The sequence below is a fragment of the Sphingobium sp. CFD-2 genome (genome assembly GCF_024611135.1).
Lineage (GTDB): Bacteria > Pseudomonadota > Alphaproteobacteria > Sphingomonadales > Sphingomonadaceae > Sphingobium > Sphingobium fuliginis.
Genome location: NZ_CP084405.1, coordinates 1,817,084 through 1,838,394, shown reverse-complemented (window position 1 = coordinate 1,838,394; position 21,311 = coordinate 1,817,084). Strand labels below are relative to the sequence as shown.

Genomic DNA, 21,311 nt, shown 5'->3' with positions numbered 1-21,311 from the left:
TGGGACGAAGCTGCCGGCAAAGGCGACGCTGTCGCTGGGCAATGCGAGCTTTCGTCCGGGCAGCAGCGTGGCCTATGTGCCGGTGACGCTGGATCGGCCGACGCCCAATACGGTGATCGCGCGGATCATCACGGTCAACGGATCGGGCACCTATCGCGCACTGTCGGGCTATAATTACCAGACGGTCGACACGGTGGTGATCTTCCGCCCCGGCGATCCGCTGGTGCAGACCGTCGCGGTGCCGATCATCGGCGCCACGGAAGGCCAGCAGTTCCAGGTCAAGCTGCGGGAGGCGCCGTGGGGCGGCCTTCAGGGTCAATCGACCGCGACGATCATGGCCAGCAGCACGGCCATCGCAACCGCCAGGGCGACGGGTATGTTTCGCGAGCCGCGCAGCTTCGCGGCGACCGGTACGCTTCAGTTCGAACTGCTCAAGGACACGCATAGGCGGTCCCCCGATGGCGGTTGGGACCGGTGGGCGACTTCGCTTGCCCATGGCCGGACGCAGATCGCCAATGGGGAAACCGGTCTCTATCTCGATTCCAGCATTTTCCCCGGCATCGAAGGGCCGGTCTATTGGGGGACGAACGGACTCGTCCTGCATACGCAAAAGCTGAAGACGCCGATCAGCTATGGCGGCCAGACATGGTATTATGGATCGTCGGTGCTCGACGGGCGCAATTTCCTGGCGACGCAGATCGGCTATGGCCAATATGAATGGGAAGCCAAAATGCCCAGCCGGCGCGGGTCATGGCCTGCCTTCTGGCTGGTTTCGACCAGCGGCTGGCCGCCCGAGATCGATATTTATGAAGGGTTCGGCTATCAAAGCTATTGGGATTTCGACCGCCATGTCGCCCATACCCTGCATATCGGGGCCAACGGCACCCGTTACGATCAGCGGGGCGTCACGATCCAGACGCAGCAGGCCTATGGCCTCAGCGGCTATTCCCAGGGTTTCCATCGTTTCGCCGTGGACATCCAGCGCGATTACATCACCTGGTTCGTGGATGGGGTGGAAACCTATCAGTCGGTCAATCCCTTCCGGGGCTTCCGCTTCTATCCCATCATGGACGTCGCGGTGAAGACCGATGGCGCTTATGATGACGGGTCGGGCGACATGGTGGTCAAGAGCTTCAAAATCTACAGCGCGCCATAATGGCTCGCCCCGTAATAGCTGCGCGCGCCTCCTGCCAGGGCATAGAGGCGCGCCCAGCTCTTGACCCACTGTCCGGCGATGTCCACCCGACGCGCGCCGGGCAGAAACAGGGCCGCCAGTCCTGCGGTCCGCAGTCCCAATATCGCAATCGACCGGGCCAGCAGCTTCGCGGCGCCGATGCGGCCGGGCAGGGCCTTGCGCCGCGCCATGGTTTCGGTGCAGCCGATGCGCCACATGCGTTTCAGCACCCATGAAAGGCGCGCCCGCTCCGCCGGCACCCATTCGCTGACCCGTGCATCGGGCGACCAGCCGAAGCGGGCGCCTGCCTCATGCAGCCGGGCCAGGAAATCCAGATCCTCTCCGCCGCTGCGGTTGAAGCGCGGATCGAAGAAGGGCACGCCGATCATTGTAAAGGCGCGCCGGCCGACCAGCAGGTTGTTGCTGGCCCAGAGCATGCCGGTCGCCCCCCATGGGCGTTCCTCCGCGCGGAAGACCAGCGTTTCGCGCGCCCATCGCGGCGGCTGCCCCACGAAGCAACTGTCCACCGGCCCGGCAACGACATCCGCGCCCACCTGCGCCTGACAGATCAGCAGCGCGTCGAGCCAGCCGGGTTGCGGCCACTCATCATCGTCGATCATCGCCAGGAAACGCATCGCCGGGTCGTCCAGAGCGGCGGCGGCGATGGCATTGCGAACTGCGCAGAGCCCTGGCTGCGCCACCGTCAGCAGCGTCACGGGCAGGCCATATCCCTCCGCCAGCAGCGACCGGACCACGGCTGCCCCCTCCTGCCGGACCGGATCATTGTCCGCCACCAGCACCATCACGTCATGGCGGTCGGTCACGCCGGGCAGGACCTCCAACAGGTGGCGGAGCTGTTCGGGCCGGCGGAAGGTGGGAATGGCGATCCAGACCGCGGGCATCAGGCGGCAGCCTCGACCACGGGCTTGCGGCTCCGTCCGCCGCGCTGGAGCCATTTGATGAAGCGGTGCCCGCGCACCTCCACCAGCGCATAGCTCGCCCAGCAGAGCAGCCAGGTCGATACCAGCATGGCGAGGACGATCAGTCCGTCGGAGCCGGTGATCCCATGCCTGTGCGCCACGCCCATGCCGCGGGCGAACACGTCGCGCACCAGCGGATGCCAGAGATAGATGGAATAGCTGATCAGGCCCAGATGGAAGCTGACCGGATTGGCCATCACCGCCCGCGCCGCAGCGCCGTTATAATAGCAGCTCAGCACCAGCGCCGGCATCAGGCAGACCACCAGCAGATCGGCCTTTCCAGGCAGCAGCAGCGCGAGCGCGATGAGCCCGCAGATCATGGCGAATGCGCCCGTCCGGTCGATGAGCCGCCGGCACCACGCCTTCTCTGCGCAGCGATAGCTGAGAACGCCCAACGAGAAACCGGCGAGGCAGCGCAGCAGCGTGAGCACGCTGTCGCTGTCATTGACGTCCAGCGGACCGCTGGAACCCCGGCCCGACAGCGCCACCAGGCCCAATATTCCGACGCACAGCAACCCCTGCACCCACGCCCATCGCGAGAAGGCGATGATGGCGATCAGCGGGTAGATGAGATAGGCCGCGACCTCCGTGCTGACGGACCAGCTGTTGCCTGCGATCGGCTCCGTTCCCCAACCCCAGCTCTGCACCATCAGCAGGTTGGTGAGGATGTTCGGCGCATCGAGCGCGATCGCCTGGCTGCCGGAGATGTTCAGGACGATGCGCGCCATGAACACCAGCGTCACGATCAGGTGCAGCGGCCATACGCGCGCCATGCGGTTGATGAGGAAGTCGACATAGCTTGCCCGTCCCAGATGGTTCACCACCCGGTCGTGATAGCCGAAGGAGATGACGAAGCCGCTCAGGATGAAGAACAGGTCGACCGCCAGATAGGCGCGGGAAAAAAGCGGCAGGCGAAACGCCTCGAACGCCGGATTATGCGGGATGTGGTACAGCAGCACCGACACCGCCGCCACGCCGCGAAGGCCGGTCAGCGAGGAAATTCTCATGCGCCTGCGCTCCTCATGGCGGGGGCCGCGTCGAAGGCGGCGGCTATGGCGTCCCACAGCGGCTTGCGGCGCATCCCGCCGTCCAGCGGCAGGCCGCGCGACAACTGGCCGTCGGGCCACTTGTAATCCTTGAAACTGGACAGCCAGCTATAGCGGTCCGACAGCCCCCAGCAGAGCACCGACCGCATCGCCGGATTGTCCAGCGCCACGTCCAGAAAGGCCTTGGCGACGGAGGCGACCTCCTTGTCCCGTTTGTCCGGATTGGGTGGCCCACCCCGGTCCGCGACGTCGAATTCCGTGATGGAGAGGGCCAGCCCATAGCCGCTGAGCTGTTCCAGAAAGCGCGCGAACAGGGCCTGGTTGAAACCTTCCCTATAGGGCTTCAGATGCCCTTGTATGCCCACCGCGTCCACCGGCACGTTGCGCGCCATCAACCGGTCGAGCAGCTTCAACAGAGCAGTGCGGCGGCGCTCGCAGCGGGGGGAGTCATGTTCTATCCCGAAATCGGTCAGGAACCGCATGGGCCGGGGATCGACTTCCCGCGCATGGTGGAAGGCGATGTCGATATAATCCTCGCCCAGCGCATCCATCCACATGCTTTTGGCGCGCATGCCGTCGGCGCGGCCGTCATTGGGCTCGATGGCTTCGTTGACGACGTCCCATTCGCGGATTTTGCCTGCGTAACGGCGCATGGCGGTGTCGATATAGCTGGTCATCAGCGTTTCGCGTTCGGCACGGCCGGCGGCCTTCAACGCCGGTTCCAGCCAAGGCGGTTGCGCGGCGTACCAGACCAGCGCATGCCCCCTCGCGCGCATGCCATGCTGCTGTGCGAAGGCGATGATCTGGTCGGCGCCGCTGAAATCATATTTGCCGGGTTTCGGCTCGGTCGTGCCGCGCTTCAGTTCATATTCCTGGACGACCATGTCGCACTCCCGGGCGACGGCGGCGGTGAAATCGGGGTCTTCGCGCAACTGGCGCGACTTGATCGCCGCGCCGAAATAGCGGCCCGACTTGCGGGCATGGGCGGCCAGCCCTGCCGTGCCGCCGACCTGCGCGGCGCTCGGCTGGATGGGGGAGCAGGCGGAAAGCGCCGCCGCGCCCGCCAGGAATTCACGCCGCCTCACAGCCTCTGCCCCTTGCCGGCGAGCATGTGGGACAGGTCGATCCAGCGGTCGGAAATGCGGCGATAGACCGGGTCGGGCATCACGATCTGCAACAGCACGGTCGCCGCCAGCCGGGGACCGAAGGCGCCCCGGCAGACGGCGCCCAGATAGTAGCGCATCGCCTGCCGCCTGCTGGTCGGCCAGATGCTTTTCGCGGCGTGCCAGCCCATATAGGCGGAAAAGGCGCGCGGGCTGATATGGGGGCGCAGGTCCCGCAGCCAGGTCAGGCTGCCGATGCTGCCGCGCACCTGCGAAAGCCGGTCGTCGGCATCGCGGTCGGCCCATATGGTGCCGGGCCGTTCCGTCATCAGGAAGCGCGCCCCGGCCAGCGACAGGCGCAGGGCGAAGTCGGTATCGTCGCCGAATTTCACATCCTCGCGATAGCGCACCTTCTCAGCCAGCGTCCGGCTGAGGGCCATGCTGCTGGTCTGGATGAAGCCGCGATCGCACATCAGATAGCGGTCCATGGTTTCCCCATGGGCGATGGCGCGCGGCGGCTTGAGGAAATTGCGTCCTTCGCCACGGTCGGCCAGCACCTGGCCATAGGCGACGACATCCTCGCTCTCCTGCAACAGGGGCAGCAGGTCGGCAAGATGGTGCGGCAGGAACCGGTCGTCGCAGTCGAGAAAGGCGATATAGCGCCCGCGGGCATGGTCGATGCCCTTGTTCCTCGCGGCCGCCGCACCGCGATTTTCCTGCACGATGACCTTGAGACGCGGATCGTTGATCGCGCCCAGGGCAACTTCCGTCCCGTCCGTCGATCCGTCCACGACCACGATCACCTCGATGATCGCGACCGTCTGTTCAAGGGCGGACATGACGGCGGCCACCGCCGCGTCGCGCCGCTGATAGGTGGGGATCACCACGGAAAACAGCGGCGCGGCGGTGGCAGCCTTCAGGCTGGACGGAGGTTGCCAGGCGGTCATCACGAACCGGCTCCACTTGTGGCGGCCTCGGCCTTGCCGAAGCGCAGGACGAAGCCGTTGACCAGCGATCGGTAGAGCGGCTTGGGCAGATAGGATCGCAGCACCTGCCGGGCGATCACGCGGGGAGGGACGCCGCCCGCCACCATGCCCACCGCCAGATCCTTGATCGCCACCACCGGCCTGATCGGCGCCATATGATAGGCCAGCACGGTTGCGCGATAGCCCCGCCGCGCCCGGTTGGTGAGCATGTGGCCGCAGCGGTCGAGCCAGTCGAGCGAGGTTTCATAGCCCTTCACATAGGATGTCCGGCCCGCCTCCGTCGCGTCGAGCCAGATGGTCAGCGGCTGGTCGATCATCCGGAACCGGGCCCCCGCGCCCTGGAGCCGGACGCAGAAGTCGAGATCCTGTCCCTTCTTCAAAGCCGGGTCGAACAGCACATGCTGGGCCATGCCGGTCGGCACGACCATGGTGCTGGTCTGCATGAACTGATTGGCGCAGAACAGATATTCCCCGACATCCTCGCCCTCGCGAATGCCGCGGTCGGGCCTGATCCAGTAGCGGTCGACGCCCCGGTCCACTTTCATGCGGGAATAGAGTACCGTTCGCCCGTCATCTCCCGCCAGCGCCTTCGCCATGATGGAAAGCTTGCGCGGAAGGAACAGGTCGTCGGAGTCCAGAAAGGCGATATAGCGCCCGTCGGCCGCCATGATGCCGGCATTGCGCGCCGCGCCGCCGCCGGCGTTATCCTGCCGGATATAGCGGACGCGGGGATCGCCTATCGCGTCGATCACGGGGCCGGGATTGTCCCGCGAACCGTCGTCGATCACGACGACCTCGAAATCCTGCCAGTCCTGCGCCAGCACGGACCGGATGGTGTCGCCGACGATTTCCGCACGGTTGTAGAGCGGGATGACGACGGAGAAAAAGGGTTGCTTGCCCAGCGCGGCATCGCTCATGCGCCATGCACCTTTCGATATTCTTCATAGTGGAATCCGGCGAGCCCGGCGATCTTGCCGGCCGCGCGATAAAGCTTGCCGAGCCGTTCGACCCGCTTGCCCCGGTCGAACGTGGCGACAGCGCCCACTGATCCGACGAGGAATCCCGCGACAATGCGCGGCGCTTCGCCCAGCAGCGTGCGCAGGCGGCCCTTGTGGAAACGCTCGACCATCATGTCGGTCATGCCGACGCGATAGCCGCGCATCAGCAGCCATCGGGCGGTGACGCGGCTGGCGGGGATGAGTTCGGTCACGACCGCCTCCTCCGACCAGGCGAAGCGGAAGCCGGCGCGCTGCATGCGGGTGAACAGTTGCTTGTCCGACCCGCCGGTCAGCGCCATGCGCTCGTCAAAGGGGCGCTCCCCCATGGCGCGCAGGGCCGTGGCGGCGATCAGCACATTGGCGGTGCTGTCCACCAGCGCGACCGGGCCGGACTGCCCGCGTTGCTTGGGGGCGAGCAGGGGATGGCGCGCCGCCCAGGGAGCGATGGCGCTGTCCATCTCCCGCAGCACGGCGCCGCCGACCACGTCCGCCTCCCAGCGCTGCGCCGTATCGGCCATGGCGTCGATCCACCCGGGGGAAGCGGCCTCGTCATCGTCCAGCATGGCGACATGGGTCGCGCCGGGCCGCGCCAGCGCGGCGGCGACGAGCGCGTTGCGCACCAGCGGAATGCCGCGTTCCGCAACCAGCAGGGCTTCGATCGGCCAGCGATAGCCTTGGGAAGCGAGCTGCTCGACCACGGCGAGCCCTTCCTGACGGGCCGCGTCATTGTCGGCCACCAGCACTTCAAGATGGTGCCGCGTTTGTTGCGCAGCGAGGGATTCCAGGGTCCGGCGCAATCCCTGTGGCCGGTTGCAGGTGGCGATGCAGACGATGATATTAGCCATGGACGCTCTCCTGCTGGAGATGGTGGCGCCGGGTCCATTGCGGGCGCGGCTTGGCCTTGAAAGTGGCGTGGGCGGCCGCGATGGCCGCGAGAAAGATCACCCAGACCTGGCGATCCTTGTCGAAAAAGCTGGTTTCCAGCAGGTTCTGGTACATGACGAACACCCAGATGGCGAAAGCGGGCACCATCAGCGCCTGGTTCTCCCTGGTCGAGCCGGTCAGGAACCAATAGGCGGGCAAGGCAAGGAAGCTGACCAGCAGCATGATGAGGCCCAGCGGCCCGGTCGTCACCCAGATTTCCAGATAGCCGTCATGCGAATGGGCGGTCAGCATCTGGAATTGCTGGTTCAGATAGTCATGCGCGGGGCTGTTCACGCCCACCTGCCAGAAGCCGCCGAAGCCCGCGCCCAGGTAGGGATGATCGGCCAGATAATCGAACACCACCCGCCAGATCGATACCCGTCCGGTGAAGCTGGTCGGATCGGCGAACAGCCGCTCGATGGTCGGTTGATAGGCGATGTAGAGCGCCAGGAAACCCACCATGCCGAAACCCAGCATCAGCAGCAATATCGCGCGCTTCTGCGTGTTGTCGCTCAGCGCCCGATAGATGTTGCTGATCGCCAGCATGCCGACGCACAGCGCGAGCGAAGTCTTGCTCTTGGTCCCGATCACGAAGACGAACGCCATGACCGCGAACAGCGCATAATACCATTTGCGCCGGTCGATCCATGCATTGCCGCAGACGATGAAGGTCAGCGCCATGACGGCCCCGGCGATATTCTTGTGGAAGAAGAAACCGCGCCATGCGCCGATCAGCGCCTTGTCGCTTTCGGTCGGTGGATGGACGGCGGCGGGTGTCAGCGGCAGCGACACCCAGCAGATGATCAGCGAGACGATCAGCGCCGCGCGCAGCGCGTCGAACAGCCGCTGCGGCCCCATCAGGGAGAGCGCGCAGAAGGTGATGTAGATCACGATGAGCTGCTGCATCGCCCGCTTGAAGGACACGAACGGGTCCACGCCCCAGGTGCAGGAAATGAAGAACCAGACCAGCATGATCGCCAGCGGCCAGAAGGTGAATCTATATTGCAGCGGATGCTTGCGGATGATCTGCACGCCGGTCAGCAGCAGGGCGAAGCCGATGAACAGCATCTGCTTGAACAGGTCCGACCCGTCATTTTCCTGCGCCATCGCCACCAGCTCGTCCTGCGTGCGGGAGGCGAAGGGTTGCTGGCCGATGAAGACCATCATCAGGAAGACGAAATAGAAGATCTGGGTGATCCAGATCATGCGCATGCTCTGGCCGCCGCCCGTCTGTGCGGGGATGGCGGCGACACCGCCGCGATGCCAGCTTGTCGCCATGGTCAGGCGGCTCCCCGCTGATCGCGCCGCCATTTGCGGTCGAGTTGCCAGATGCCGAGCATCATGACGAGCTGCGACAGCACGACCCCGCCGATGGAAAGGACGGGCGCGGTGCCCAGCACCAGCAGCGTCACGGCGACCAGCCCGACGCCGCAACTGCGCATGCTCTGTGCGGCGAGCGGGCGGAAGGCCTTGCGCGCCTGGGTCATCACGCTCATCGGCGTCTGCACGCACTGGACGAGGGAGAGGAGGGCGCAGAGGCCGACCGCGATCATCACCAGCCGGTGGTCCAGCGTGGGCTTCAGGATCAGGCCTGGAAAGGCATAGAGGGCAATCGCCGCCACCGCGCAGGTCGCCAGCCACAGCATGACCAGCGCGGCCATGAAGACCCGTTCCGACCTGATCGCCGCGTCATGATCGCCGCGCGCCACGGCCCGGGTCATGCGGGGCCGCTCCAACTGTGTGAGGGCGGTGATGCAGACATTGACCGGGCGGAAGAACAGCATCCCCACGGCGATCGGCGCAAAGGCGGTCGGCCCGGCGAGCAGCGTCACGATATAGCTGTGCGAATTGGAGGTCGCCTCCGTCGACAGCACGCCGACCAGCGTCCAGGCCGACTGCTCCTTCCACACCGGGCGATAGGCGCCCAGCGCGCGGGCGGGCGCCATGGCGAAGTGCCGCCGCAGATAGGCGAGGCCGAAGGGGAGCAGTCCGACCAGGCTGGCCGCCACCAGCATGCCGCCGATGGCGGGCATGTCCGCGCCGGTCCGCATCGCGATCAAAAGTCCCGCCAGGATCGTCCCTGCATAGGCGAGGTCCGATCGTGCAGCCCTTGCCGGAGCATGATGCGCATAGGCATTGGAGCGCCCGAACCAGCGGATCAGCGACAGCATGCCCGCCATCCCGAACAGCAGGGCTGCGGCGGGAGAGGCGGTTGCCCAGGCGATGGCGGCGCAGATCAGTCCCTGGCTGGCCGCCAGCATCAGGTTGACCGGGAAGAAGAAGTCGAAGCTCCGGGCATCGGCATCGTCTCCCTGGTTCACTGCGATGGTATAGGGCGTCGACACCAGCGCATTGGACAGGCCATAGCCGAATTGGATGATCACCAGCAGGAATGCCAGCGTGCCGATGGCCGCCGTTTCCAGATGGTGGATGGAAAAGAGCTGGACCAGCAGATGGCTGACCGAGACGATCGCCGACGACAGGCTCGCCAGCCCGAAGCGGCCGAACAGGCTGCCAAGGCGCCGGACGCGGCCCGTCGGAAGATTTTCAGCCACCTGGGCTTCAGCCATGGCGATGTTTCCAGATCAGCCAGAGGGCGTGCGGATTGGTGGTGATGTAGCGCCAGGCCAGTTCTTTGGGCCGCGTCGCCATGCGGTGCAGCCATTCGAAACCGGACTTCTGCATCCAGAGCGGCGCGCGCGGATAGTCGCCGGTGATATAGTTGAACAGGCCGCCACAGGTGACGATCCAGCCGGCCTTGATCCGGTCGCGATTGCGCACGCAAAAGGCCTGCTCGCGCGGCTTGCCGGTGCCGACCCAGAGGACGTCGGGCGCGGCGGCATTGATCGCGTCGATCACCGCATCCTCTTCCTCCGGCTTCCAGAAGCCGTTGCGCCGTCCGGCGAGCTGAAGACCCGGCGCCAGCGCGAGGATCTCCTTCGCGCAGGCGGCGTTCACCTTCTCCTCGCCGCCGAGCAGATAATAGCTGACCTGGGCCTCCGCCGCCGGTTTCAGGCTGTCGATGAACATGTCCGTCGTGCTGGAGCGGTCCGCGATCTGCGGTCCGCCGAACCAGCGGGAGGCCGCGACGATGATCTGTCCGTCGGCATGGATCAGGTCCGCCTGCGCCAGATTGGCGCGGAAGTCCGGATCGGTGGCGTTCATCGACAGGCCCTGGCCGTTGGCGTCGAACACCAGCGACGGCTGCTGCTCCAGGCTGCGGCGCAGGGGCGCTTCCACCAGCATCTTCGCGATCAGCGCATCCAGCGACAGGGTGGATACGGGCAGGCCGCCGACATGCGCGACGGGGGCTTCATTCCCTATGCCCGGACCGATGCCGGGGGAAGGAAGGGGCTGGGGACGCGCCAGCGCTTGTTCGGCGCTCATGCAATCACCGTCCCGGCGATCGGTACGCCATGCCGGTCCAGATCGTCGATGACCCGGCGCATGTCGGCAATGGCGGTATCGCCGCGCCGCGCGACGATCACGACGGCGTCGAAGCCCGCCAATATGCTGCCATAGGGCGTCTGGTCGCCCTTCCGCTCCGCAAGGTAGAACAGCATCGACGTGTCGCGCAGGCCCCAGCCATTGGCCGTTTCCGCCAGCGGGCCGCGCGTCACGAGGCTCGCCGCGCTGCCGGATGCGCGACCGGCGGTCATCAGCCACAGGCCCTCCACCGCCGTCCTGGCCGCGGGCAGCAGCGCGGCGCTGCCCATTAATTGCTCTGCCAGTCCTGCCTTGTTCGCGATGCGGAACAGCCGGTCGAGCGAAGGCCGGCCCATGTCGACGTCGATCAACATCGTCTGCCCGTCCATCTGGGCCAGCACGACGGCAAGGTTCGCCGCCATGATCGCGGCCTCGTCGCCTGCCTCTATGGCCAGCACCGCCAGCCGCAGGGCAGCGGGATCGCCCTCTTTGGCCGCGGCGCGCATCTTGGCGCGGATCGTCCGCACCTTGGCGGCATAGGCATTGGCGGGGTCGAAGGCCGCGACCACCAGCGGATCGACCCGCTGGTCGCCCTCCGGCAGCAGGGCGAAGCCGCCCTGCAAGGCCGCGAGCATGCCCGCATCCTCCGGGTTCAGCAGCCCCAGGTCAACCGCCGCGTCATGCAGCGCCAGCCCTTGGGATCGGGCATGCGCCTCGACCTTGTGCACATCGGCTTCGGCCAGGAAACCGTGCTCCACCGCCAGTCGGGCGAAATTATGGCTGTCGCGGGCGCGGGGACGCAGCGCGGCGCCGCCGCCTGCCATGCCGCCCGAGGCCAGTTGATGCGGGGCGCCCGCCGTGGAACGCAGTCTCATGCGGCCTCCTGTTGCTTGAAGAACTTGGCCTGGCGCGCAGGGACCGGCACCAGTTCGGTGATGACATCGACCTCGGTGGCGCGGGCGACGCCGGCCGCGGAACGAACGCGGGGATGGACGATCTCCATCAGGATGACGGCAGCTACGCCGCCGACCAGGCCAAGCGCGATCCCGCCGATCAGCCACAGCATGATATTGGGCTTGGCAGGCAGCAGGGGCACGGTGGCCTCATCCAGCGGACTGGCATTGGGTTGGGATATCTGGCTCTTCAGCACCGCCTCGTTGAAGCGCTGCCGCACCGTGTCATAGGTCTGCCGCGCGGCATCCACGTCGCGCTGGAGGACCATGAGCTGGTCCTGAACGTCCGACATGCGGATCATGCGATCCTCCTGCCCCGCCATGTTGGACTTGAGGTCGCCCTCCCGCCGGCTGGCCGCCACGCTGTTGGCGCTGACCGCGCCGGCCTGGCTGGCGCGCGCCGCCGCCAGCTTGGACTGGAGTTCGGACAGCTGGGCGGCGGCCGCCGCCATGGTCGGGTGATTGGGGCCCAGCGTCTTTTGCAGTTCGGATACCCTGGCGGACTGCGCCGCCACCTGTTCCTGCAAATTCTGGACGATCAGCGATCCTTCGATGTCGGAAACGCTGCCCGCACCGGCCTTGGACCGTGCGGCCGCCGCTTCCGCCTGCGCCTGGGTAAGCTGATAGGACAGGTTCTTCAGCTTCTCCGCCTCAAGGTCCATGCGGTTGATGCCGATGATGTCGTGCGCCCGCTGGAAGTCCGACAGCTTCTTTTGCGCGATCTCATAGCGACGGCGCACTTCCTCCGTCTGCTCGTCGAACCATTTGGCCGATCCGCGCGCCGGGGAGGCGCGCAGTTCCACCTGTTCGCGCATGTAGATCCGGGCGATCAGGTTGGCGACCTTTGCGGCGACCTGCGGATCGGCGTCCAGATACTGGATCTGGAGCACGTTGCTCTGCCGGCCGGTGGTGATGGTCATGTTCTTCGCGACCGTGGCGGCTGCCGCCTGCACCCGCGCATCGGCGGGCATGTCCGTCGGCATCGCATCGACGAAGCCCGCTTCCCTTGCCACGGCGTTCATCACCTTGCCGCTGCGGATGATGTCCGTCTGCGTGCCCAGGATGGAATCCGTGTCGGGCTTGGGCCCCTGCGCCGTATTGGTGTCGGTCGGATCGGTCTGCGAAAGGTCGAGCAGCAGCGACGCCGTGCCCATATATTGCCGCGGTTGCAGAAAAGCGGTGATCGCGACGAGCAGGAACAATATGCCCCCGATCATCGCCGCCGTGCGCCAGCGCGCCTGAAGCGCCGCCAGCAAATCCATCGGGTTCATGGTCATAGCCCGTCCACTCCCTTGAGCAGCGCGCGCATCTCCTCCGCGGGCGATTGCACAGGCGGTGCGCTCTGCACCGGCTGCTTCGCCATCAGCAGCAGAAATTGCGGCGCCAGCGTATCCTCGAACATCCAGAGCTCACCATTGGGCGTCGCCACCAGCGCGGGTTGCAGCCGCATCATCGCGTCGCGCGCCTGGCCTTCGTTCACCGACCCGCCACCCAGCACCTCATGGCCGAGCTTCACGAGCCGCTCATAGCTGATGGCGGACATTTGGGAGGCGACGACGGCGGCAAGAGCGATCATCCGCCGCGTGGACCCGGCTTCCCACAGGATGCGGCGGAACAGCGCATGGGTCTGGCCGCTCATTTCCTCCCAATCCTCCAGCGCGGAGAGCAGCCCCTGCTCGACATCGGACAGCAGCATCCGGTCGCGCGCGGCCGATTCCGTCACCAGCGCGGCCGACATGCCGAACAGCCGCGCATGATAGGGCGATCCCATGGCCGCGCTCGACAATGCGTCGAGCGCATCCTCGTCGATGGAAAGCCGGGCGTTGGAGGCGCAGGACAGCAGCAGCCGCTCCAGCTCCGGCTTGGGGATCGGCGCGACCCGCTGCGGCACCAGATGGCGGCGCAGCGAGGGGTGGGCGGCAATCAGCCCGTCAATGTCGCTGGCGATGCCGACCAGCACGACCTGTACCGGCGAGTGGATGTCGGTCAGCAGCTTCAGCAGCGTCGCGACGTCCTGCTTGGCCGTTTCCGACTGCACCCGGTCATATTCGTCGATGATGAGGATGGAACGCTCCCGCACTTCCTCCACCAGCAGGGCGGAGAGGCGGGACACGTCCAGCGGCTCGCTCATCATCTTGCGTGCCCGTTCCTGTCCCGCGCTGCTCATCGGCAATTCGGTCAGGAAGGGACGGAAGAGGGAGTCGAAATCCGCTTCGCCATTGGCGGATGCATAAAGCGCGACGCATCCCGCCTCGTCCGCCAGATCCCCGAACACGCGGGCGAGCGAGGTCTTGCCCGATCCGCGGGTGCCGAAGATCACGGCATGCTTGCGTTGCACGACGATCGCCTCGACCAGCTTTTCCAGTTCGCTGTTGCGCCCTGCCAGTCCATGGCGGTCGGTCACCGGCATGGCGGTGTTGAACGCCGCATAGATGCTGTCGCGGCGCAGGCTGATGGGTTTGATCGGCGCGGCCATGGCGCTCATGGAGAGCGGCCGGTGCGCCGCTTCCTCCGGCTGCGCTTCCGGCGCGTCATGCCGGAAGCCGGGCAGGGCGGGCACGTCCAGATGCAACGGCACGTCGTCGGGTATGACGCGCTCGTTGCGCTTTTCGCCGCTGCGCGTAAGGGACAGAAACCTGTCGAAAATACCGGATTTCTGGCTGGAGCGTGAGTGCGCGAAGCCTTGATCGAGTGTCGTCAAAACAGCTTCTCCCGGATGATGAGGACGTCTTCAGGCTTGACCGGATCGTCCAGCTTGGCCTGTATTTCCTTCCCCTCCCGCCGGACTTTTATCCTTTTGGTCGAACCCGCCAGCGTCGGTCCGCCCGCCAACGCCAATGCCTGCCGGAAGCTTTGCCCCGGCACATAGGAGAAGGCGCCGGGCTGCTGGACCTGGCCGTAGACATAGACTTTTTCCGCCGGCGGCACGAACAGCGTGTCGCCCGCCTTCAGCGGCCGCATCGCGCCCGCGCCCATATCGGCCAGCGAAATGCGTACTGGCCCGCTGCCGTCCGCAGGCGTCAGGATGACGGCATTGGCGCCGTCCTTGGTCGAACCGCCGGCCTTGGCGAGCATCGACGCCACCGTATAATCCCGGTCGAGCGGATAATTGCCCGCTTCCGGCACATTGCCGAGCACGGTGACGAACCGGCTGACATAATTGCTGACCTCCACGCTGACGGACGGCTTGGTCAGATAGCCGCCGCTGGCGTAGCCGGCCGCAATGTCCTGCGCCAGTTGCGAGGTCGTCTTCCCCTTGGCGGAAACCGGCCCGACCAGCGCGAGCAGGACGGTGCCGTCCTCCTTGATACGCGTGGTCGTCGACAGGTCGGGCTGTCCGAAGACGGAGATTTTCAGCTCGTCATTCGGACCGAGCTGATAGCCTGCGCTGGCCGCCTGCGCGGCAGTTGCAGTCGCCGCCGCGTTTCCGGCGGCGGTCTGGGCAGTCGCAGCCATCGGACCTGCAATGATGAGCAGGGTCGAGATGGATTTCAGGAGAGTATCGGCTTTCACAGCTCATGCTCCCAATATATTGAGGGTCTAGAAATGCAGGGCAGCGCCCAACGTTACTTGCGTGCCGCTATAGTTGGAGACGCTGGTGTCCGTTCTGCGGGTGTAATGCTGGGCATCCAGCGTAAGATCGAAACGATCCGAAAGTTTCCTGGTCAACAGCCCGCCAAAGCGACGATTGCGGTCGGCCGTTATTGAATAGGGACGAAGCGCCGCATCCTGACGGAACTTTCTGCGGTCCCATTCCGCATAAAGGCCGGCGGACGTCAGTTCGGAAATCGAAAATTCGCCCTGGATGCGGTAGCTGGTATCGATGGCGAAACCGCTGGCGATCAGGCTGTCGTTGACGATGGCGCGCTCTGTCATGGCCGTCAGCTTCAGGCGCGGAATGGCTTGCGTCGACAGGCTGACTTTCCAGCCCAGCCCGTCATAGCCGCCCACCGCCGCGCTGTCGCTGCTGACGTCGAGCCAACGGACATCCGCGTCGATCTGCGTGATCGGCGTCACCGCGCGCTGGAACCGCAGGCCATAGCTGTTGATGCGGTTCTCTATGCCCAGCGTGTCGCGCTTGCTGTTCACCCGCTCATAATAAGCGGTCAGCGTGCCAAGACTGGGCATGGCATAGCCGATCCCGCCCATGAACATATCGCTGGTCTGGTCGGCATAGTCGAACTGGTCGGCATTGCGCGTCCTGTCATGCTCATAGCTCGCCACAGGGAACAGCCCCGGGCGCTCGCAGGTGAAATCCGCGCCGACCGTGGCGAACTTCTGGAGGTTTTCGGTCGCGGAATTGATGTCGCCATAATCAGCGCGCTGTTGGCGATAGGAGGCGCGAGGGGTGATCAGGCAGGTCGCGCCGAAGCGGATATTGGCCTTCGCCTCCGTATCCAGACGCAACTTGCTCCGCTGTCCTTCGGAAATGAAACGGTCATAGCCGATCTTCCCCCGCAGCAGGATGTCGTGACGGCCCACCGGCATGCCATAGGTCGCCTCCAGAGAGGGCGTGACGATCAGGTCGTCGGTGGGGTTTTCGACGCGGTCGTCCACGCGATAGACATTGTCGTCATAGAGTAGATCGAGGCCGGCTGTCAGATGAAGACCGTAATCCCTGATCCGCTTCTGCTCCATGGCATTGCTGACGCGCTTTGGCTCAGTCGTACCGTCATTATCCTGCGCCTGCGAAACTGTCGACATGGCCGCGACCATTGCGGCACCACTTAGCGCTGCCGCAAAACAGGTGCGCGACCATGAAGTCTGTCGATCGCAGGGCGCGGAAATGCGGCCCCGCAATCGCGGATTATTATATTTGTTCAAAACCAATCGACCCTTATTGCATTGCAGCAATCAAGGCATGCTAGAAGTATTTCTACGTAAAACCACTGCCCGGAAAGCAGCTTGTCGCGTCAAAACAACGGCTCGGTTCATCGCAAACAGGGCGCGGCGGGACCAGTCCCGGCGCACCCTGCAGCTGTTAATCTGGGAGAAAGCTTGAGCCTTGCGAGTCCGGTCAGAAGATCAGCCAGGCGATGGCTGCGACCGCGCCGACAAAGGCCACGATGCCGGCCCAACGTGACAGGAGCTGTACGCCGCTTTCGGCATGATCGGCAAAAGTCATGCCGTCGATGCGAGCGGGAAGCTCACGGCGCAACTCCGCCGTCTCGATCAAAGAGGGTGCCGTCGCAACTGCTGCAAATTCTTCCGCCACGTCGATATTCCCGCCGCCCGATTGGTGATGGGGTTAATATCCGATTTTGCGGTTAACAAATAGTTGGGAAGGAAGGCCTGCTGACATCGATTCGTCGCATATGACCATGCGACAGCGCCAAATTCTTAACCTGGGATAAGATTTTTTGCGACGAAGCGTTTTCGGCGACATTTCGTCGCAAATATCATTTTTTCGGCGGAACCTTTTTCGCTCTCCCGCGTCTTGGCCGCTCCGCCGATTCGCGCTCCAGATTTCGCATTCGGCGGGCGCTAATAAGCGTTCTTGTGGACCAGCACGTTCAGCGTTCCGAACAGGATCGCAATGTCGCGGGTCAGGCTCCAGCCATGCAGATATTCCAGATCTGCCTCGACCCGGTTCAATATGTCGCGGCGCGTTTCCGTCGCACCCCGGAAGCCGCGGATCTGCGCCAGGCCGGTGATCCCCGGCTTCAGTGCATGGCGGTGCCAATATTGCCGGTCCACCTGCCAGAATAGCTGTTCCTCCGCCGTCGATCCCAGGGCGTGGGGGCGGGGGCCGACCAAGCTCATCTCTCCCAGCAATACGTTGATGAGCTGCGGCAGTTCATCGATGCTGGTCTTGCGGATGAATGCGCCGACGCGCGTGATGCGATTGTCGTCCCGCTGCGTCGAAGTCGCGCCCGCGCTGTCGCACTGCTCCACCTTCATGCTGCGGAATTTCAGGATGTGGAACAGCATGTTGCCGCGCCCGATCCGTTCCTGCTTGAAGAAGACGGGGCCCGGGGAGTCCAGCTTGATGAGGATCGCCACCACCGCCATCAGCGGCGCGAGAAGGATCAGCACAGGTACGGTCAAGGCGATGTCCAGCAGGCGCTTCTTGGCTCGGTTGGCGAGGTTCAACGGCCCGCGCGACACCACCAGCGTGGGCGTGCCGCGGTAAGACTGGACCGCCAGCGGCGCCATCGGGTCCAGTTCGGGCACGATGATCTCACCCAATATGTTGCCGCCTTTCAGCATCTGGGCCCAATCCGCCTTGCGTTCGGCTGGGCAGGAGATCACCGCGCGATCATAGTCGCGGAGCAGGGTGCCCAGGCGATGCAGCATATAGGGATCGTCCAGATCGGCCTTCAGCCCGATGGCCGCCGCATCGACGATCACCATGCCACTGACGTCGTCGGGAATGGCGCCGTCATCGATGATCAGGAGCTGGGCGAACAGGCCGTCGGCAAAGTTGCGGCGCACCATATGAACGATCATCAGCCGCTGTAGGACGAGCAAGGTGCCGCTGCACAAGATACCGGCCGAAATGCCAAGCCGCGACAATTGTCCCGTCGCCTTCAGCGAAAAGACAACCAGCAGGAAGATCAGCAATGTTCCTGCGAAAGCCATGGTGGCGCTGCGGCAGGACTGCGTCATGCGCATCAGGCAATGGGGATTATAGGCCTGGTTATGGAAAGCCAGAACCGCGTAAACGATCATGCCGCCCGCCAGCGGCTGCCACTGCCCGTCCGCCAGCCATTGCAGGCCGGCGGCGCGCAGCCCGAAGGCGAAGCCCGTGGCAAGCGCGGCCATATCGGCAACCAGCAGGAGCAGGCACAGCCAAAGCCGCGCATTCCGCTGCCCTGAGGCCGTAGCGGGCTGGCGACTGGGAACACCTTCGATCGCCAGATCAATTTTCGACATCTGCAACCCTTTTTATGTCTTGACGTCAAGCCGGGCACCGCCGCGCGGCAGTGTGTTAACCATCAGACATCCGCAGCGTTTTGATTTATGTTGCGCAGCAGCAGGGCATAAATGCCGTGGACTGACAATCGGGCTTGGGGTGCGCGGACCCGCTTTTCCGATGATCCGTTTCTCCTGGAAGATGCTCTGCCCCAGATTTGCGACGACCTGAAATGGCGAGCGTTGCCATGCGGCGCTTTCGGGGCGCGAAGAACGCCGCCCGATCCGAATCACCAGCAGGATCAGCCTATTATCCACCACCCCAGCAAAAACAGCGTGGCGAGCAGCGCGAAGGGGCCTGCCCAGCGCGACAGGCGCTGGATCGCGCCCTCCATCTGCTCTTGCGGAACATGCCACCAGGAAGCAGGATTTCCATCCTCCCGGCTGTTCGTCTGCACAGGATCATGCTGGGGCGCGGCAGGAGCGGCTTTTGCGCCGCTGCCCTTGTCCTGTGGTTGGGGAGAAAGGTCGATCATGTCCGCAGTCCCAACCATCCCTGATGCGACCTGTCGACAGAATAGCCCGGTTGGCCGAAAAGGAAAGCGGATTCAGGCTTTTCGTTTCGGCAAAATCATCCGCGTCGGATCGTTCAACTGGACGCTTGGATGAAAGGGATGCGGCGATTATCCTGCCCCTCATGAAACAGGACCGACAGATCGATGCCGTCGACCGAAAGATCATCGCAGCCCTTCAGGAGGATGCGACGCTCAGCCATGCCGAGCTGGCGGAGCGGGTTGGGGCTTCCAGCGCTTCCTGCTGGCGTCGGATCAAGGCGCTGGAGGCCGCGGGCGTTCTCGCCGGGACGGTCAGGCTGGTCGATCCGGAAAAGGTCGGGCGGGGCGTCAACGTCCTTTGCAACATCCGCATGCGAAGCCACGCTCAGGAGGCCCGCCGCGCCTTCGAGCAGTTTGTCGAGGGTCGTCCGGAAATCGTCGAATGCTTTTCGATGTCGGGGGAATGGGACTATCTGATGCGCATCGTGGTCGCGGATGTCGCGGACTATAATCGCTTCCTGATGATGACCCTTTTGGGGCATCCCTCGGTCGCCGGTGCTGCGTCGCACTTCGCCCTGTCCATGACGAAGTTCACCACCGCCCTGCCGGTCTGACCTTGAGGGCGACGGGAGAAGCCGTGCGGCGATGCATCAAGGGTGGGGAGGATCTGGTGGACGCAGTTTTTTGGTGGACGCACTAGGGCTCGAACCTAGGACCCGCTGATTAAGAGAAATTGGATTCAACGTCTCACCGCGAAATTTCATAGTACATCGCGTCACCATGTTACAGGAAATTCCCTTATGTTTCCTTGTATTAATGGTAAAATTGCGTCATCCTCCCGAACATGGAGGTGTGTGGCATCCCTTCCAATTTGTAGCGCAATTTGTAGCGCAAAATCGAGGCTGACATGGCAACGAAGAAATTTTCTGATCCTTGGATTCGCGGCCTGAAGGCCGCCCCAGAAGGGGGACGGGACGAGTGGCACGACGAGGCCGAAACAGGACTATTAGTTACGATCAATCCCAAGCGTCGGGTGACATTCTGGCTCTATGCGCGATACCCGAAAGGAGATGGGACGTGCGGAGCTCCTAGTCGCAGAGTGCTAGGAGATTTTTGTCCTGCGGACGCCAAGGATCGCATCTACATTGTCAAGAAGGGTGTGCCCGCCCTTGCCTTGGACGAAGCGCGGCAGAAGGCCCGAGAATGGAAGGCCGCGATTGCGGATGGCATTGACCCTAGTCGACCTGCTCAGCCGGTAGATGAAGAGCCGCAGGCGGTATTGGAGACGATTGCGACGGTTTTTGTCGAGTTTTTCAAGCGCCATGTTATGAAAGAGGGTCAGAAGGACGGCCGTGGTAGACCTCTGGCTCCGCTGCGTTCTGCAAAGGAGATCAAGCGGATTTTCGATCACTATATCTTGGAAGACCTAACCGGCAATGAGCGGTGGCGAAATCGTCCGATCGCTTCAATCACGCGCCGCGATGTAACCGAGTTACTCGATACAATTCAGGATAACAATGGAGCTACTCAAGCGGATGCCGTGCTCGCACAGCTCAGCTCCATGTTCAACTGGTACGCGGCGCGGGGAGACGATTTCGTGTCTCCAATTGTGCGGGGAATGAAGCGAACTAAATCTTCCGAGCGCAAACGCAAGCGTATTCTGAGTGACGAGGAAATCCGCATATTCTGGCAGGCTTGCGGGACGCAGGAGGTATTCGGTGTTTTCTGCCAGCTATTGTTGCTGACTCTTCAGAGGCGCGAAAAACTGCGGTTGATGCACCGGGACTATGTTACGTCCGATGGACTGTGGACGATCCCGACGGAAGATCGAGAGAAGGGTAATGCCGAGTATGTTCGGCTATCTCCCATGGCGATGCAGATCGTTAAGAAGCAGCCTACGACGCCGACCCGACCATTTGTTTTCCAGGGACGCTTGGCTGGTCCGATCAACGGCTTCACTGACGCCAAGGCGGAACTGGATGCCAAGATGGAGGAAATCGCCGGTCACCCTATCCCACACTGGGTCCTGCACGATCTGCGCCGGACCGGAAAGACGCTGATGATACGAGCAGGCGTCTCGCCGCATGTCTCTGAGCGAGTGCTTGGGCATGTCATTCCAGGCGTAGAAGGTGTCTATGATCAGCACGACTACCTCGCTGAAAAGACGGAAGCCCTTCGTCAGCTTGCGTCATTGGTGGCGCGGATACTCAATCCGAAGGACAACGTCGTTCCGATGAAGGCTCGCAGCCGGTCTCGATCGAACAGTCAAATGGAGCAAAAGGCAGAAGCAGAGTAGGCATTCGGTGAAGGCC

The 21,311-nt window shown here is 64.0% G+C and carries 20 protein-coding genes; 3 read left to right on the top strand and 17 right to left on the bottom strand.

Annotation, left to right across the window (positions count from 1 at the left end):
- Nucleotides 1-10 precede the first annotated feature (10 nt).
- Nucleotides 11-1,156, top strand: coding sequence for a family 16 glycosylhydrolase (locus tag LDB29_RS08845; RefSeq protein WP_065845992.1), 1,146 nt, complete (start codon nt 11-13; stop codon nt 1,154-1,156).
- Here the strand turns inward: LDB29_RS08845 and LDB29_RS08840 are convergent.
- The 17 genes from LDB29_RS08840 to LDB29_RS08760 form a co-directional block, all read right to left on the bottom strand.
- On the bottom strand, nt 1,141-2,076 hold the full coding sequence (locus LDB29_RS08840; protein WP_025548808.1) for a glycosyltransferase family 2 protein: 936 nt from the start codon (nt 2,074-2,076) through the stop codon (nt 1,141-1,143). The genes LDB29_RS08845 and LDB29_RS08840 overlap by 16 nt on opposite strands.
- Entirely contained in the window at nt 2,076-3,161 is a 1,086-nt protein-coding gene (locus LDB29_RS08835) for an acyltransferase (RefSeq protein WP_025548807.1), read from the bottom strand. Before LDB29_RS08835 ends, LDB29_RS08840 begins: the two co-directional genes overlap by 1 nt.
- Nucleotides 3,158-4,285: an endo-1,4-beta-xylanase gene (locus LDB29_RS08830; RefSeq protein ID WP_025548805.1), complete on the bottom strand. Its 1,128-nt coding sequence runs from the start codon at nt 4,283-4,285 to the stop codon at nt 3,158-3,160. Before LDB29_RS08830 ends, LDB29_RS08835 begins: the two co-directional genes overlap by 4 nt.
- Nucleotides 4,282-5,250, bottom strand: a complete 969-nt coding sequence (locus LDB29_RS08825) for a glycosyltransferase family 2 protein (protein WP_025548804.1) — start codon at nt 5,248-5,250, stop codon at nt 4,282-4,284. Before LDB29_RS08825 ends, LDB29_RS08830 begins: the two co-directional genes overlap by 4 nt.
- Nucleotides 5,250-6,206, bottom strand: coding sequence for a glycosyltransferase family 2 protein (locus LDB29_RS08820; RefSeq protein ID WP_025548802.1), 957 nt, complete (start codon nt 6,204-6,206; stop codon nt 5,250-5,252). Before LDB29_RS08820 ends, LDB29_RS08825 begins: the two co-directional genes overlap by 1 nt.
- On the bottom strand, nt 6,203-7,132 hold the full coding sequence (locus tag LDB29_RS08815; RefSeq protein WP_099185747.1) for a glycosyltransferase family 2 protein: 930 nt from the start codon (nt 7,130-7,132) through the stop codon (nt 6,203-6,205). The genes LDB29_RS08820 and LDB29_RS08815 overlap by 4 nt, the downstream gene beginning before the upstream one ends.
- Entirely contained in the window at nt 7,125-8,522 is a 1,398-nt protein-coding gene (locus LDB29_RS08810) for an O-antigen ligase (protein ID WP_025548799.1), read from the bottom strand. Before LDB29_RS08810 ends, LDB29_RS08815 begins: the two co-directional genes overlap by 8 nt.
- The gene (locus LDB29_RS08805; protein WP_099185748.1) at nt 8,492-9,781 is read right to left on the bottom strand and encodes a polysaccharide biosynthesis protein; all 1,290 of its coding nucleotides are present in this window, start codon (nt 9,779-9,781) and stop codon (nt 8,492-8,494) included. Before LDB29_RS08805 ends, LDB29_RS08810 begins: the two co-directional genes overlap by 31 nt.
- Nucleotides 9,774-10,598: a WecB/TagA/CpsF family glycosyltransferase gene (locus tag LDB29_RS08800; RefSeq protein ID WP_025548798.1), complete on the bottom strand. Its 825-nt coding sequence runs from the start codon at nt 10,596-10,598 to the stop codon at nt 9,774-9,776. Before LDB29_RS08800 ends, LDB29_RS08805 begins: the two co-directional genes overlap by 8 nt.
- Nucleotides 10,595-11,512: a capsular biosynthesis protein gene (locus LDB29_RS08795; RefSeq protein WP_025548797.1), complete on the bottom strand. Its 918-nt coding sequence runs from the start codon at nt 11,510-11,512 to the stop codon at nt 10,595-10,597. Before LDB29_RS08795 ends, LDB29_RS08800 begins: the two co-directional genes overlap by 4 nt.
- A complete protein-coding gene (locus tag LDB29_RS08790; protein WP_025548795.1) occupies nt 11,509-12,867 on the bottom strand; it encodes a GNVR domain-containing protein in 1,359 nt (452 codons plus the stop codon). The genes LDB29_RS08795 and LDB29_RS08790 overlap by 4 nt, the downstream gene beginning before the upstream one ends.
- The gene (locus LDB29_RS08785; protein WP_025548793.1) at nt 12,864-14,291 is read right to left on the bottom strand and encodes an ATP-binding protein; all 1,428 of its coding nucleotides are present in this window, start codon (nt 14,289-14,291) and stop codon (nt 12,864-12,866) included. The genes LDB29_RS08790 and LDB29_RS08785 overlap by 4 nt, the downstream gene beginning before the upstream one ends.
- Complete coding sequence (locus tag LDB29_RS08780; protein ID WP_025548792.1) at nt 14,288-15,103, bottom strand: polysaccharide biosynthesis/export family protein; 816 nt, start codon at nt 15,101-15,103, stop codon at nt 14,288-14,290. The genes LDB29_RS08785 and LDB29_RS08780 overlap by 4 nt, the downstream gene beginning before the upstream one ends.
- A 27-nt stretch (nt 15,104-15,130) precedes the next feature.
- Complete coding sequence (locus LDB29_RS08775) at nt 15,131-16,306, bottom strand: hypothetical protein (protein ID WP_025548790.1); 1,176 nt, start codon at nt 16,304-16,306, stop codon at nt 15,131-15,133.
- Between the two features lie 301 nt (nt 16,307-16,607).
- Complete coding sequence (locus LDB29_RS08770) at nt 16,608-16,805, bottom strand: hypothetical protein (protein ID WP_128830729.1); 198 nt, start codon at nt 16,803-16,805, stop codon at nt 16,608-16,610.
- A 269-nt stretch (nt 16,806-17,074) separates the two neighbouring features.
- Nucleotides 17,075-18,466, bottom strand: coding sequence for a sugar transferase (locus LDB29_RS08765; protein WP_025548789.1), 1,392 nt, complete (start codon nt 18,464-18,466; stop codon nt 17,075-17,077).
- 281 nt (nt 18,467-18,747) lie between these two features.
- Nucleotides 18,748-18,981 (bottom strand): hypothetical protein, encoded by a 234-nt coding sequence (locus LDB29_RS08760; protein ID WP_025548787.1) that lies wholly within the window; start codon nt 18,979-18,981, stop codon nt 18,748-18,750.
- Nucleotides 18,982-19,142: 161 nt separating this feature from the next.
- Between LDB29_RS08760 and LDB29_RS08755 the strand changes: the two genes are divergently transcribed.
- Together LDB29_RS08755 and LDB29_RS08750 are read left to right on the top strand one after the other, a co-directional pair.
- Nucleotides 19,143-19,613, top strand: a complete 471-nt coding sequence (locus LDB29_RS08755) for an Lrp/AsnC family transcriptional regulator (protein WP_025548786.1) — start codon at nt 19,143-19,145, stop codon at nt 19,611-19,613.
- A gap of 293 nt (nt 19,614-19,906) precedes the next feature.
- The gene (locus LDB29_RS08750) at nt 19,907-21,295 is read left to right on the top strand and encodes an integrase family protein (protein WP_257556884.1); all 1,389 of its coding nucleotides are present in this window, start codon (nt 19,907-19,909) and stop codon (nt 21,293-21,295) included.
- Nucleotides 21,296-21,311 lie beyond the last annotated feature (16 nt).

Bases quoted from the DNA above. Each gene is read 5' to 3' on its own strand.
- LDB29_RS08840 (WP_025548808.1), bottom strand. From the start codon at position 2,076: ATGCCCGCGGTCTGGATCGCCATTCCCACCTTCCGCCGGCCCGAACAG.
- LDB29_RS08835 (WP_025548807.1), bottom strand. From the start codon at position 3,161: ATGAGAATTTCCTCGCTGACCGGCCTTCGCGGCGTGGCGGCGGTGTCG.
- LDB29_RS08825 (WP_025548804.1), bottom strand. From the start codon at position 5,250: ATGACCGCCTGGCAACCTCCGTCCAGCCTGAAGGCTGCCACCGCCGCG.
- LDB29_RS08820 (WP_025548802.1), bottom strand. From the start codon at position 6,206: ATGAGCGATGCCGCGCTGGGCAAGCAACCCTTTTTCTCCGTCGTCATC.
- LDB29_RS08815 (WP_099185747.1), bottom strand. From the start codon at position 7,132: ATGGCTAATATCATCGTCTGCATCGCCACCTGCAACCGGCCACAGGGA.
- LDB29_RS08810 (WP_025548799.1), bottom strand. From the start codon at position 8,522: ATGGCGGCGCGATCAGCGGGGAGCCGCCTGACCATGGCGACAAGCTGG.
- LDB29_RS08805 (WP_099185748.1), bottom strand. From the start codon at position 9,781: ATGGCTGAAGCCCAGGTGGCTGAAAATCTTCCGACGGGCCGCGTCCGG.
- LDB29_RS08800 (WP_025548798.1), bottom strand. From the start codon at position 10,598: ATGAGCGCCGAACAAGCGCTGGCGCGTCCCCAGCCCCTTCCTTCCCCC.
- LDB29_RS08795 (WP_025548797.1), bottom strand. From the start codon at position 11,512: ATGAGACTGCGTTCCACGGCGGGCGCCCCGCATCAACTGGCCTCGGGC.
- LDB29_RS08790 (WP_025548795.1), bottom strand. From the start codon at position 12,867: ATGACCATGAACCCGATGGATTTGCTGGCGGCGCTTCAGGCGCGCTGG.
- LDB29_RS08775 (WP_025548790.1), bottom strand. From the start codon at position 16,306: ATGGTCGCGGCCATGTCGACAGTTTCGCAGGCGCAGGATAATGACGGT.
- LDB29_RS08765 (WP_025548789.1), bottom strand. From the start codon at position 18,466: ATGTCGAAAATTGATCTGGCGATCGAAGGTGTTCCCAGTCGCCAGCCC.
- LDB29_RS08760 (WP_025548787.1), bottom strand. From the start codon at position 18,981: ATGATCGACCTTTCTCCCCAACCACAGGACAAGGGCAGCGGCGCAAAA.
- LDB29_RS08755 (WP_025548786.1), top strand. From the start codon at position 19,143: ATGAAACAGGACCGACAGATCGATGCCGTCGACCGAAAGATCATCGCA.
- LDB29_RS08750 (WP_257556884.1), top strand. From the start codon at position 19,907: ATGGCAACGAAGAAATTTTCTGATCCTTGGATTCGCGGCCTGAAGGCC.